This window comes from Psychrobacter sp. DAB_AL62B, from assembly GCF_028895345.1.
GTDB lineage: Bacteria > Pseudomonadota > Gammaproteobacteria > Pseudomonadales > Moraxellaceae > Psychrobacter.
On record NZ_SAXC01000014.1, the window covers coordinates 1 to 13,780 of the forward strand.

The 13,780-nt window shown below is 41.3% G+C and carries 12 protein-coding genes; 6 read left to right on the plus strand and 6 right to left on the minus strand.

Features of this window, described 5'->3' with window-relative positions:
- Positions 1–95: IS3 family transposase (locus EPB74_RS12605; protein WP_274903576.1), on the plus strand; the 95-nt coding region annotated here is incomplete at its 5' end.
- 73 nt (positions 96–168) lie between these two features.
- Here the strand turns inward: EPB74_RS12605 and putP are convergent.
- Entirely contained in the window at positions 169–1,668 is a 1,500-nt protein-coding gene (gene putP / locus EPB74_RS12610) for a sodium/proline symporter PutP (protein ID WP_089555174.1), read from the minus strand.
- A 511-nt stretch (positions 1,669–2,179) separates the two neighbouring features.
- Complete coding sequence (locus EPB74_RS12615) at positions 2,180–3,052, minus strand: LysR family transcriptional regulator (protein ID WP_079692110.1); 873 nt, start codon at positions 3,050–3,052, stop codon at positions 2,180–2,182.
- 299 nt (positions 3,053–3,351) lie between these two features.
- Here EPB74_RS12615 and leuC point away from each other — a divergent pair, with 299 nt between their 5' ends.
- From leuC to EPB74_RS12640, 5 genes are all read left to right on the plus strand, one after another.
- Positions 3,352–4,770: a 3-isopropylmalate dehydratase large subunit gene (gene leuC / locus EPB74_RS12620; protein ID WP_274904493.1), complete on the plus strand. Its 1,419-nt coding sequence runs from the start codon at positions 3,352–3,354 to the stop codon at positions 4,768–4,770.
- 79 nt (positions 4,771–4,849) lie between these two features.
- Positions 4,850–5,500 (plus strand): 3-isopropylmalate dehydratase small subunit, encoded by a 651-nt coding sequence (gene leuD, locus EPB74_RS12625; protein ID WP_274904494.1) that lies wholly within the window; start codon positions 4,850–4,852, stop codon positions 5,498–5,500.
- A gap of 199 nt (positions 5,501–5,699) precedes the next feature.
- The gene (locus EPB74_RS12630; RefSeq protein ID WP_274904495.1) at positions 5,700–6,449 is read left to right on the plus strand and encodes a hypothetical protein; all 750 of its coding nucleotides are present in this window, start codon (positions 5,700–5,702) and stop codon (positions 6,447–6,449) included.
- Between the two features lie 209 nt (positions 6,450–6,658).
- Positions 6,659–7,762, plus strand: coding sequence for a 3-isopropylmalate dehydrogenase (gene leuB, locus EPB74_RS12635; RefSeq protein ID WP_274904496.1), 1,104 nt, complete (start codon positions 6,659–6,661; stop codon positions 7,760–7,762).
- A 517-nt stretch (positions 7,763–8,279) separates the two neighbouring features.
- The gene (locus tag EPB74_RS12640) at positions 8,280–9,407 is read left to right on the plus strand and encodes a L,D-transpeptidase family protein (protein ID WP_274904497.1); all 1,128 of its coding nucleotides are present in this window, start codon (positions 8,280–8,282) and stop codon (positions 9,405–9,407) included.
- Between the two features lie 263 nt (positions 9,408–9,670).
- On the opposite strand, the gene infA is transcribed toward EPB74_RS12640, so the two are convergent.
- The 4 genes from infA to EPB74_RS12660 form a co-directional block, all read right to left on the minus strand.
- Positions 9,671–9,892, minus strand: coding sequence for a translation initiation factor IF-1 (infA, locus tag EPB74_RS12645; protein ID WP_010199824.1), 222 nt, complete (start codon positions 9,890–9,892; stop codon positions 9,671–9,673).
- Positions 9,893–10,015: 123 nt separating this feature from the next.
- Positions 10,016–10,822, minus strand: a complete 807-nt coding sequence (truA, locus tag EPB74_RS12650) for a tRNA pseudouridine(38-40) synthase TruA (RefSeq protein WP_274904529.1) — start codon at positions 10,820–10,822, stop codon at positions 10,016–10,018.
- Between the two features lie 148 nt (positions 10,823–10,970).
- A complete protein-coding gene (locus EPB74_RS12655) occupies positions 10,971–12,056 on the minus strand; it encodes an asparaginase (protein ID WP_274904500.1) in 1,086 nt (361 codons plus the stop codon).
- A 161-nt stretch (positions 12,057–12,217) separates the two neighbouring features.
- Complete coding sequence (locus EPB74_RS12660) at positions 12,218–13,780, minus strand: FimV/HubP family polar landmark protein (RefSeq protein WP_274904502.1); 1,563 nt, start codon at positions 13,778–13,780, stop codon at positions 12,218–12,220.

Sequence of the window (13,780 nt, forward strand, 5' to 3'; positions counted from 1 at the left end):
TTCACGAGTATATTCATTATTACAACAATGAGCGTATTCAGATGAAACTGAAAGGACTGAGTCCTGTGCAGTACAGAACTCAGTCCTTGGGGTAAACTAAACCGTCCAACATTTGGGGGTCAGTTCAGAATGAGGGTTTTTAATCATACAATAGTGAATAAAAAGTGCTTATTTATTCAAATTCATTTCCATTTCTTTAAATTTCTCTTTGATTGAATCCTTTGGACCGCCTGTCATAATACTTACCGCAAAGATAGCGATAGTACTAAGAACGAAACCTGGGACAATCGCATATAACCAACTATTAAGCGCCATACCGTTGATTTGGAAAGGACCATATATCCATAAGATGACAGTTAATGCGCCAACGACCATACCAGCAGCAGCACCGTTACGGTTCATACCGCGCCATATCAAGCTAAATATGACTAGTGGTCCAAAAGCAGCACCGAATCCAGCCCAAGCATTAGAGACCAAACTTAATACAGAGCTTTCTGGGTCAGAGGCTAATAAGATTGATACAACAGCAACTAATATAACAGAGATACGACCTACCAGTACTTGACGAGCTTCTGGCGCATCTCTATCTAAGAATAGTTTGTAGACATCTTTAGTTAATGAGCTTGACACTACCAATAGCTGTGATGAGATAGTACTCATGATCGCTGCTAAAATAGCGGCTAACAAGAAACCTGAAACCAGTGGTGTGAATAAGAACTGGGTAAATACCAAAAAGATGGTCTCAGGATCATCTAAAGTCATTGCTGTTTTTTGTACATAAGCACGACCAGCAAAACCAGTCATTAATGCACCAATTAAACTAACAATCATCCAGCTCATACCAATGTTACGTGCCGTTGGGATATCTTTAACAGAACGTATTGCCATGAAACGTACAATAATATGTGGCTGACCAAAATAGCCTAAACCCCACGCTAATAAGGAGATAATACCCATGATGGTCATACCACTGGTAATATTAAGCAGGTTTGGATCGATGTTTCGAACTGCTGCAGTGGTTGCTGAAATACCGCCAAGGTCAGTAAATGCGACGACAGGTACGATTACCATCGCAAATAGCATGATTATGCCTTGCACAAAATCAGTCATTGATACCGCTAAGAAACCACCAAATAGGGTATAAGCGACGACCACACCAGCAGTCACCCACAGACCAGTACTATAAGAAAGATTGAGCGAGCTTTCAAAGAGTTTACCGCCACCAACTAAGCTGGCTGCAGTATAAACAGTAAAGAATAAGATAATAACGACTGCTGAGAATACGCGAAGCATGTGTGATTTGTCTTCAAAGCGGTTAGCAAAGTAATCAGGTAGTGTGATTGCGTTGTCTGCAATCTCAGTATAAACCCGCAAACGTGGTGCGACGATAATATAGTTTAAGAAGGCACCCATCGTCAAACCAAGCGCAATCCAGACACTCACCACCCCATCTGCATACATATAGCCTGGTAAACCAAGTAATAGCCAACCGGACATATCTGATGCGCCAGCGGATAAAGCAGTTACCGCAGGACCTAGGCTGCGACCGCCAAGCATATAACCTTCAGTATCATTGGCTTGCTTAAAATAAGCGTAAATGCCAATCCCAATCATCACCAAGAAATAGGCGCCAAGTGATACCAGCACGCCACTAGAAACTCCGTTCATATAAACTATCCTTAACCAACGTTGTTGGCTGTCATTATTTTTAACGAGAAAAATTAAGTCTTACAAGACGATGTTTAGAAACAATATCTAAAGACGAAAAAAGCCATTAAGTAGGACATAATGGCTTTTATTCAATATCTTCTGTTAGTTTTATATGATTGATGCTGTTCTAGGACTCATACCTATAAAAAATAGTGATTAAAAGGCTACTGAAAATACATTTTCCAGCTTACTATGGTAGTTGCCCGCATCTACTAATCACATATGAATATCAGTCGCTTATATAACCAATCATTTAAAACCATTAAACCTACTGTTTACTATCATATATTACTAGAACTGTTCAATATATGACTATCAGTGTTATTAAGGTAAACTTATGTTATCAAAAAACGTCAGATGTATTATAACGCATGAGAGTCACAAATGCGAATTCGGTAATTTTCTAAATAATTATGCTCTGTTAAGAGAACACTTAGCATAAGTTAGCAATCTTTTAGCCAGTAACTCTTTACTCGATCGGAGCAAGTAATTCCAATAGAGCAGTAACGCTGTTAGATTGCGTTAGTTTTGGATTGATGACCACGCCTAAATAACGCTGTAATTCGATATTATCGGCCATATCAATACGTTCTAAGTCTTGACTGATCATCGTTTGTGGCAATACTGACCAGCCGAGTCCAACAGAAACCAACATTCGAATAGATTCAAGTGGGTTAGTGCTCATAGTGGCATAAGGCTTTAGGTTGTGCTTAGCAAATTCAGCCAAGGTAATCTGACTGGTAAAGGTATTAGCAGACGGCAAAATAGCAGGGTAGCGTGCCAATTGCTCTAACGTCACATTAGACTTTGTGGCCAAAGGTGATAATGTGCCGGTCATAAAGAAGAGTGGATCTGACCATAGAGTATGATAGCTCAAGCGCTTATCATATACAGGCGGTAATGTTAAAAATGCCAATGATAAATCGCCATCTAACACCGATTTGTGGGCAGTTTCTGAATCCACAAAGTGCACTTCCAACTGTACGGCAGGATAGGCTTGGATAAAGTGCTTTAATACAGGCGCTAAATGATGTAAGCCTATGTGATGACTGGTGCCGATGACGAGCTTGCCGGATACAATGTGCTTAGAATGCTGCAAGTTGATTTTGAAGTTTTCATAATCTTCAAGCCAGCGTTTGGCATGAGGCAACATCTCACTAGCCGCTTGCGTTGGCACAATCCCGCGCCCTACGGTATCAAATAAGGTAATATTGAATTCATCTTCTAAGTTTTTGATGCGTTTACTGACCGCAGGCTGAGTAATAAACAGTTTTTCTGCGGCACCCGAAATACTGCTTGTTTGCATAACAGTGACGAATGTCGTCAAATTTGTGGTATTCACACCGATGTCCTTAGCTACGTAGCGAGCTATAAATAAAAGTTGGCTGACCTAGTCATAATGTATTAGAAATAAAAGTTTGCAACTATGCAAAAATCATCAATTATTATTATAGGATTAGCCTGCTATAATCACAAGACATCAAGACGTATTTATTATATAAATTTGATTATTTGACTATAAAACTTGGTTCGTTGGCCGATTGCAGCGCTTATTATCAAATTACAAATAAAAAGGTCCTAGCTTACTACTGTCTAGGCAAACGAAAAATTAAGTTATTAGCAACTAAAAAGGATAGCAACATGGCCGGTCAAACGTTATATGACAAACTTTGGAATGCTCATGAAGTCACTAAGCGTGATGATGGTTCGAGCCTGATTTATATCGACCGCCATTTGCTGCATGAAGTGACGAGTCCGCAGGCATTTGAAGGCTTAGAGCTGGCCAATAGAGCGCCGTGGCGTCTGTCTGCCAATATTGCAAGCCCTGACCATAATGTGCCAACGGTGACTAAAGAGCGCTCAGAGGGTGTTGCAGGTATTAAAGATAAAGTGTCTCGCTTACAAGTACTGACTTTAGATGAAAACTGTACTAAGTTTGATATTGCCGAATTTACCATCAATGATGCCCGTCAAGGCATCTTGCATGTCGTCGGTCCTGAGCAAGGCTTGGTATTGCCCGGTATGACAGTAGTTTGTGGGGACTCACATACCGCCACTCATGGCGCACTAGGCTGTTTAGCGCATGGTATTGGCACATCTGAGGTTGAGCATGTATTGGCAACTCAGTGCTTGATTCAAAAGAAATCAAAAAATATGCAAATCCGCGTCACGGGTAAGCTTGGCGCTGGCGTGACCTCAAAAGACGTGGTACTTGCTATCATCGCAAAAATTGGCACCGCTGGCGGAACAGGACATGCCATTGAATTTGCTGGTCAAGTATTTGAAGACATGACTATGGAAGGGCGCATGACCGTCTGCAATATGGCGATTGAAGCGGGCGCGCGCGTGGGTATGGTTGCCGTTGATGATACGACGATAGATTATGTCAAAGGTCGTCCTTATGCGCCAACTGCTGAGCAATGGCAGCAAGCAGAAACATACTGGCGTACTTTTTATTCAGATGATGACGCCGTATTTGATAGCGTGATTGAGATTGATGGCAGCCAAATAGCACCGCAAGTATCGTGGGGCACTTCACCTGAAATGGTCGTTGATATCACCCAATCAGTGCCAACCCCTGATCAAGCCATTGACGCCGCACAAGAAGAAGGTTGGTTGCGCGCTTATATCTATATGGGTTTAGAAGCAGGTCAAAAAATTACTGATATCCAGCTTGACCGTATATTTATCGGTTCTTGTACCAACTCACGTATCGAAGATTTGCGTGATGCCGCAGCCGTAATTAAAGGTCGTAAAGTGGCTGATACTATCAAAGAAGCCATCGTCGTTGCGGGTTCTGGGCAAGTGAAGTTGCAAGCGGAAGCAGAAGGCTTGGATGCTTTATTTACCGAGGCAGGTTTCGAATGGCGTGAGCCGGGCTGCTCGATGTGTCTAGCGATGAATGCCGATAAGCTTGAGCCACAAGAGCACTGTGCTTCGACCTCTAACCGTAACTTTGAAGGTCGTCAAGGTAATGGCGGTCGTACGCATTTAGTGAGTCCTGCAATGGCAGCAGCAGCAGCATTGGCAGGTCACTTTGTCGATGTGCGCACATTCTAAGTGGACACTCAGTTATCGATAACCGATTATTAGCCATGCTTTAACGGTTACGATTACCTTTATATTAGAGGATGTATTTATGCAAGCTTATAACACTCAAACGGGTATCGTTTGCCCACTTGATCGTGCCAACGTCGATACCGATCAGATTATTGCAAAACAGTTTTTGAAGTCTATTAAACGTACAGGCTTTGGCGTTAATCTATTTGATGATTGGCGTTATCTCGACGAAGGTTATCCAGGTCAAGACAATAGCACACGTATTATTAATCCTGACTTTATTCTAAATCAGCCGCGCTATCAAGGTGCTAATATTTTACTGGCACGCAGAAACTTTGGCTGTGGCTCTAGCCGTGAACATGCGCCTTGGGCACTTTCAGAGTATGGTTTTCGTACTGTTATTGCGCCAAGCTTTGCCGATATTTTTTATAATAACTGTTTCAAAAATGGCATGCTACCGATTGTATTAGAAGAAGAAATTGTTGATACGTTAATGAAAGCCACGATTGCCAACGAAGGCTATGAGCTGACTGCAGATCTTGAAAGGCAGGTAGTCATTACGCCAACTGGTGAAGAGTATGCTTTTGAAGTAGACGAATTTCGGAAGCATTGTTTGCTAAATGGTCTTGATGATATCGGACTGACTTTGCAGCAAAGCGATGTCATTAAAGAATACGAGCATAAAATGATGCAAAAAACACCTTGGATATTCAATGAAGTTAGAGCCTAGTTATTAACAACGAAATATTAACAACGAAATGTTAATAATGAGCGATTAACAGTAAATGATGAATCAATATTTGTTAATCGCCATAAAGAATAGCTTAGCGTTAATACAGCGTTGAGTTATGGTGATTAAATGGCTAAAATGAATGGTAGTCTATTTTTACATTATTATATCTTCTATCTTATACATAGTAGCCACCATTATGAATAAAACACGTTTCGCTTTATGGACAAGCACGGCTATGGCCGCAAGCTTATTGTTATCTGGCTGTCAGGCGTTGACTGGCTACCAACAGATAGATCAAGCAGAAAACGCAAAGGCGTGGGCGGGTAATATCAAGCCTGTCGCTGGTGAAGTGAATATTGCCTGCGTCGGCACTTATCACTGCGAGATTGTGCAGATAGATCGCACTTTAGTCATTGCGCCTGATACTCATAAGCCTTTTAATGCCAATATGCTGGTCGCGATGAAGAACGCCAGTGGTAACGGTAAAAGTCGTAATAGCACTAAACATACGCAAGCACCCATGACCATAGATATGACACCGCTCGCTAATAAGAACACGATCAAAATTGTTCCATTATCAGCATCTGGTATGCCAGGGATGACCAATTATTATGCTCGCGTACAGCCTGCTAAACGTGAAGTACATATTAACTTCTATCCAGAAAATAATGTGGGTTATGTAGAACGTTTTGCGATGATTCATGATTTTGTTAACCCCGGTACTTATCAGCTACGTGCTTATCAAAAAAAATCCAGTCAAAACTCGGGTAGCTTGTTAGACACAGCATCACCAGAACCTTTATGTGTTGATCTTTATCAAGGCAATACGGTGCAGCGCCGCTTCTGCAAAGAGCTAGGCACTGAGCATCAAGGAGAGTTTGTAGAAACTCGTATGGTTAAGGCGACACCAGCACAATCAAAAGTGAAAGTAAAAGCCAAGGCGTGACTATTAACGCTTAACAGGCAAAGTGTGAAAGGCAAGCAGCTTGTCTCTCAATGTTGATTTTGATCGTTTAATACTAACTTTTTGCAGAAAACTTAATAAAATAGACGACTTCTTGTGCAGCTCATTGTGCAAGAAGTCGTTTTTTAGAAAGCTGTCATCAAATGATAGCAAAACTATAAATAAAAACTTACTTACCCACAAGGATCAGTATGGCAACGATTTTAACATTAGCGGGCGATGGTATTGGCCCTGAGATCATGACTCAAGCCATTGATGTGCTCGAAGCTGTCAATCATAAGTTTGCGTTAGGTTTGACCCTTGAGTCTGGATTAATCGGCGGTGTGGCAGTTGATGCAACTGGAGAACCTTTACCAGAAGAGACGCTACAACGTGCGCGCGCAGCAGAGGCGGTGTTATTGGGTGCCGTTGGTGGTCCTAAGTGGGATGGTATTGAGCGCAGCAAACGCCCTGAGCGTGGTCTGCTTAAAATCCGTAGTGAGCTCGGTTTATTTGCCAATTTACGAGTGGCAAAACTTTATCCGCAACTGGTCAATGCTTCTAGTATTAAACCTGAAATTATCTCAGGTCTAGATTTGCTTATCGTCCGTGAATTGACCGGTGGTATCTATTTTGGTGAGCCACGCGGTATCCGCACCCTAGAAAATGGTGAGCAGCAAGGCTATAACACCATGGTTTATAGCACCAGCGAGATTAATCGTATCGGCAAGGTTGCTTTTGAGCTGGCACAAACACGCGCGCAAGCAGCGGGTACACCTGCCAAAGTCTGCTCTATCGACAAGGCTAATGTGTTAGAAGTCACTGAGCTTTGGAAGCAGACGATGATCGAGCTGCAGCAAGCGAACTATGGCGATGTGGCGTTATCGCATATGTATGCTGACAATGCCTGTATGCAGCTGATTAAAGACCCTAAACAGTTCGATGTCATGGTAACGGGCAATCTGTTCGGTGATATCTTATCTGACGAAGCGGCTATGCTTACGGGTTCTATCGGTATGCTACCATCAGCCAGTCTCGATGAAGCAGGTAAAGGGATGTATGAGCCTTGCCATGGTTCAGCCCCTGATATCGCAGGACAGGATATAGCCAATCCATTGGCAACCATTTTATCCGTCGCGATGATGCTGCGTTATACCTTTAAACAAGAAGCTGCCGCGCAAGCAATTGAGCAAGCGGTAAGTGATGTTCTTGATGATGGCTTACGTACGGTCGATATCTTGGACCGTAGTGAAGCTGGACTAAAACAAGTAGGCTGTCAGGAAATGGGGCAAGCGGTATTGGCCAAATTGGTCTAGCTGACGCTGCTCTAATGTAGACTGAGAATTTGTTAAGACTAATGCATTCGTTAACGTTTTCGACTGTATTATTCTGATAGTTATAAATTTAGATGTTAGAAATTTTGTCACGATAAACCCATAAGTTGCTGAGCGATTTATGGGTTTTTTTATGCTTCTTTTTATGTGTCTTGAAACAACTCGTTAACGTAAACCTACCTAACCAGACAGCCGAAAAAAAATCCTTGTTTTAACACAGACACTGCAAGATAAGGGTTTTATTAACATAAAGCTGTCATATTCTCACAGGAGGATAGTGGCACTATTAGTCACTTGTAAGTACCATGAGATGGTTAGTATCCATTCAAATATTAATGTATCTATTAATATATCAGAGCAATGCGATAGTAATAATTAAAAGTGCTGATAATGTATTAAAAGACTAAAAATAATAACTTTCATCATTTTTAATAGCTAACTTTCTAACAACAAAGTTTTTCATAAAAAATATAATTTTAAAAAAAATTAGGAGCGTTACATGTATCAATTAACGAAAATTAGCACGGCGCTAGCTGCGCTTGGTTTATCAACAGTTCTGTTTATGACTCAAAGTATCGCCGCGACCAACGACGATAGCGCAAATGTTGCTAATAAAAGCACGCTTAACAATGTCAATGATATAAGTCCCGTTACCAATGGGGTGAGTCAAAAAGTTGCTGGTAAGAGTAAAGCTGCCGTATCATTAAATAAATTTTTACCTACCATCAAATATACAACAGAAAATCTGCCGGCAGTGGCACAAAAGATAAACAATGCTACTTGGAAAGAAGGTATGAATCTAGATCGTCATACTGTCACTAAATTGCAAGCTTTATTAAATTGGCATCAAAACGCGGTTGGTCCTGTCGATGGTTATTGGGGAAAGAATACCCGTAAAGCGATGCAAGCCTTTCAAAAGGCCAATGGTTTGACAGTGACGGATACATTGAATAATGAAACGTGGCAAGCATTAACCAAAAACGATAAACTGATGCAGCAACCAGTATTGGTGAGCTATCAGCTCAGTGATGCTGACATTAATATCAAAACGACGACCATTCCAGCGGGTGCAGAGGCCAAAGCCAAGCTTGATGGGTTGTATTATGAAAGCGTGATTGAAGGATTGGCGGAAAAATTTCATATCAGTGAAAGTTATCTTAAAGCGCTCAATCCAAACGCTAGTTTTACAGTAGGCGAGACCATTACCGTATACAATCCGGGCAATCCTAACACCAAGCCGGTTACGCGAGTCGTTGCTGATAAATCCACCGAAACCCTATATGCGTATGATGATAAGGATAATTTAATTGCCAGCTATCCGGCGACAGTAGGTAGCACGGCGATGCCGTCGCCAACGGGTACGCATACCGTAGAGGTAAAAGTGCATGAGCCCAATTATACTTATAGCGCTGATGATGGTAGTAAGTCTATCCTTCCACCGGGTCCTAATAATCCAGTAGGATTGGTGTGGATAGGCTTAAGTAAGCCTTCATATGGTATTCATGGTTCGCCAGATCCTGCTCGTATCAGTCGTCAAGCATCGGCAGGCTGTATACGCTTGACGAATTGGGATGCATTGGCATTGCTTGGTGTGATACAAAATGGTGCGACGGTTGAATTTAAATAATGGCTTTAAGTGATGCATTAAGACTGACGTTTATCATGCAATCTTGATAGGTCGTTATTAAATCATAAGAGCCTATGCTAAAATTTAGACATAAAAATACCGCTTATATTCAGCGGTATTTTTTATGGTAAAAGCAAAACAATAATTAGCTACTAAAATATGATAGGCAATAATGAGTAGGTTAGCAGTATCATTATTATTATCAGTTAAACCACTCAAGCATTCATAACAATGCTCTTATAACCAATTTAGTAAATAAGAAGTTAGTTTTTACCACGGTAAGTAATGCGACCTTTAGACAAGTCATAAGGGGTCATTTCAACCTTGACTTTATCGCCAGTTAAAATGCGAATGTAATGCTTACGCATCTTACCTGAGATGTGCGCAATGATTTCGTGTCCGTTTTCTAAACGAACTTTAAACAAAGTATTTGGAAGGGTGTCAATGACTTCGCCTTCAAATTCAATAATCTCGTCTTTTGCCATAATTTGTATCATCAATCAATTTAAAATAAGCCCATATTATACGTAAGTTAGTAGATTAAAGCAATACGGAACCTGATTTTTACTTGACAGCCTGTAAGTGATATGTATATCAGTTTATATTAACTAGTTGGGAAGGTTTAGCCAAATAGGTGTTAAAGAGGCATTCGGCAGTAATATTTGAAAGTGCTCAGGATAATAGGCATTAATAAAATACAAGCCATCACCAGAAGCGGTGGGCGGTGCAATGGTACGATCTTTTTTAGCCAAAATATTTAAAAAATCTGCTGGTTCTAATTCGTGTCTGCCGATAGCGTATAGCGTTCCCATTAGATTACGAACCATATGATGTAAGAATCCATCAGCTTGAATATCGAAAACGATAAACTGACCATGAGCAAAGAGATTTGCATGGCTAACGTTGCGCACAGGCTGATTGGATTGGCAAGCCGCGGCGCGGTAGCTACTAAAGTCATGAGTACCTACGATATCAGCAGCAGCCAGTTGCATAGTGGCTAGATCAAGTGGCTCATAGATATGGGTTACTTGATGATTGAGAATGGCAGGACGCTGAGTCTGATTGAGGGTGATATAGCGATAACGACGAGCAATGGCTGCAAAACGTGCATGAAAATCTGCGGGCATCGGCTGAACCCAGCGCAACGCAATATCATCAGGCAATAGACTATTCACTCCGCGTAACCAGTTGTTTGTAGGTCGATAGGCATGAGTGACAAAGTGGGCAATCATGTTGCTGGCATGAACACTTGAGTCCGTGCGCCCCGCTGCTACGACTTCTACTGGCTCATTGGCGACGGTACTGATAGCAGTTTCTAATGCTTGTTGTACGCCTAACACCTCTTTTTGACGTTGCCAACCATGATAATGCGTGCCCAAGAATTCGATGGCAATGGCTAATGTATACATCGGTATGTTTTTAGTTTCGATGTTTTTAATTTCACTATTTTTAGTTTCGATGCTTGTAGTCTCGGATATTTTCATTTCGGAGCTTATGTCTAAGAGCTTGTGAAATAAGGAATGGCTAGGGCGTGTTGAATATTTAACACGCCCTAATATTTATTTAGCATTTTTTAATGCGCGTGCCAGTTTGATTAACGTTATTCAACCAGCGTTGCCGACGTCGTGCTGGGCTATTATAGCGCAATAGTAACCACAGTAGACGTGCATAGATAGCAGGGATGGTTAAGCGCCCGCCTGCAATGACTTGATAATCGTATTGCCAACTGCCAGCCGCATAATTGTCACTGACACCGCCAAACGGGCATTGACTGGCACATATCACCATGTGACCTTTTTCGTAAGCCAACTGTAGTGCTTCTGCTAAGTCTGCTGAATAAGGAACATTGCCAGCGCCAAAGCCTAATAAGATAATGCCACAAGGCGGCTGCGATAATAGGGCGCGGAGCTGACTGTTTAATACATCGGTCGCATTTGGCAAACAATATAAAGCATGAACGCAGGCTTGCTCAGCGCGAGCTTGAATATCATCGATTATATCTTGTTGGTCATCAAGCCAATGCTGCCGCCGCGTATCTGGAAGGGTTTGTATATAACTATTGGCCGGATAAGCGGCTCTTGAGTGACCGGTAAAAGCCATAAAATCATGGCTATGTATCTTTTGTACCGTTTGCGCAGGCCAAGACTCGCCGCCAAAGCCTATCCTCACACCTGACTCACCGGCAGCTGCCATTTTTAAAGCGTCTTTAAGATTGCTCCAAGCATCACTTTGAGCATCAATAGTGTAAGAGTGCAGTATTTCACTGTCTAATAATGGGCGCATACTACCAGTAACAACCACACAAATGTCGCTACCAGCAAAAGCTTCTGCCAAGAATGCACCCAAGTAACTTAAGGTATCAGTGCCGGTGATTAAAACAAAGCGTCTACTACCTTGTTCATAAGCTGACAACAGCAGCTTATAAAAATGTACAAAATCGCTAGGAGTAAGTTGGCTGCTGTCTTTAATGAGCGTATTGTTAAGCCAAGCAATTGGCAATAGATTAACCGCATTATTTGGATCGGCTAGCAGTTGTTGCAGCGTTGGCAAAAATACTTCTGCTGATAAGGGTGCTAATGGACGCCCATAACTGCCAAAAGTGCCGCCAGCATAGATGAGCTGGATCGGTGTAGAGATTGTTTTGGTCATAAAAGAGGATGGCATAATGTTAGCACAATAAATAGAGAGGAGAGAAAGGGTAGAGCAGAAAACTTAATCGGAATAGAAAGTATGGCAAGCAAACTCAATGAAAAGCAAAATGCAGCGAATATTTTTTACTAGTAGAATACTCGCTGCTGCAACAGCTCTCTTTAAGCAGTGCGTTCAAGCAATAATTGTGCTTGCTGCTGTTGTTCGCTATTACCTTGAGTCAGGACTTCGTTGAGTAAACGTTTGGCGCTATCATATTCACCCAGTTGGACATACTGACCCGCTAAGTCTAGAGTCACTTGATTGCTGTCTAAAGTTTTGACGAAATCAAAGTCTGCTGCAAACCGTGATGAGAAATCTTCAGCTGTTTCGATAGTAGTTTCAGCAGTAATACCAGTATCACTATAATCAATACCACTGACATCATGGTCGCTTTCAACTGCAACGGGCGTTGTTGCTGTTGGAGAGTTTGATAAAGTATCAAAGTCAAAATCATCATCTATTAGTGTATTGTCATCGAACATAACGGTAGTCGGTGATATGCTAGATACTTCAGTCTTATTATCTTCAAAACTATGACTTTCACCTAAATCGCCTTCAATATTAAAATCATCAAAGCTATCTTCAATAACAATAGGTTGCTCAATAGCCGTTTGGTTTTCTGTTGCATTTGATGCATCGATACTGTCAATACCGTCTAAAGATAAAGTAAGTCCATCTTCATTTGTTTGAATCGCGTCTGTAGTGATTTGATCATCGACGCTGACGTTATCTGCTTCAGCATCAATCTCTAAGTCTGCCAAATCTAAGAAAAAATCTTCCTCATCTAAAGTGATGTCGTTCAAGTTGTCGTTAGCGATAGCGGTGACAGGAGATTCTGTAGAGATATCACTTTCCTCAGACAACTCAAAGTCAAAATCAAAGTCAAAGTCGTTACTGTCTGTGTCTGTAACAGTCGTTGAACTCACTAGAGCTTCTTCATCTGCTATATCTAGTGTCGTGACAGGTGTCACAATAGTATTGTTTTCTAAATTATTTTGACTAAGGTCAAACGTTTGTTCGATATTATTAAAGTTATTGAAGCTATCAAAATCGTTCGAAACTGTTAAGGTTTCATTGGTGGCATTTAATAAATCGTTTTCATACTCAACAGGCTGAGCAGTAGCGGTATCAAAAGTTGGAGCATTATTCTCAACTTTATTAGCTAGCATATCAAAATCGATACTTTCAAAGCCAGCATCTTGACTGTTATCTGCTGGTAGAGATTGCTGGGCTATTTGATTTTGTTCCTCAGTAAGCAAAGCTTTTAGCTCATCCGCTTGTGCAATGCTTTTTACGTCATTATGCGCTTTGATAGAGTCATAGACTTTATTAAAATTGTCAGATTGATCTATCGTGGCATATACCGCGAGTAGTTTGAGAGATAATTGGTTGTCATGAGGTTTTTCAATCAAACCACGATTGAGTGTTTCAATAGCTTTGTCATAGCGCTGTTGATCCATAAAACGTTGAGCGATTTCAATATGATCAAATTTTCTCTCATTATTGCTACTGGCTTTATCAGGCATATCTTTAGAAGCAGTTTGTGTCGATAAAGAATCCGTTCTATCTGTATTTATACTGGGCTGATCTGATGGTTTTTGCGCTTTGTTTTTGCGCATGACCAAGACTGCTACGATTAAAATAAGCACCAAACCAGCGATGATATATAGCATATTGTCCAT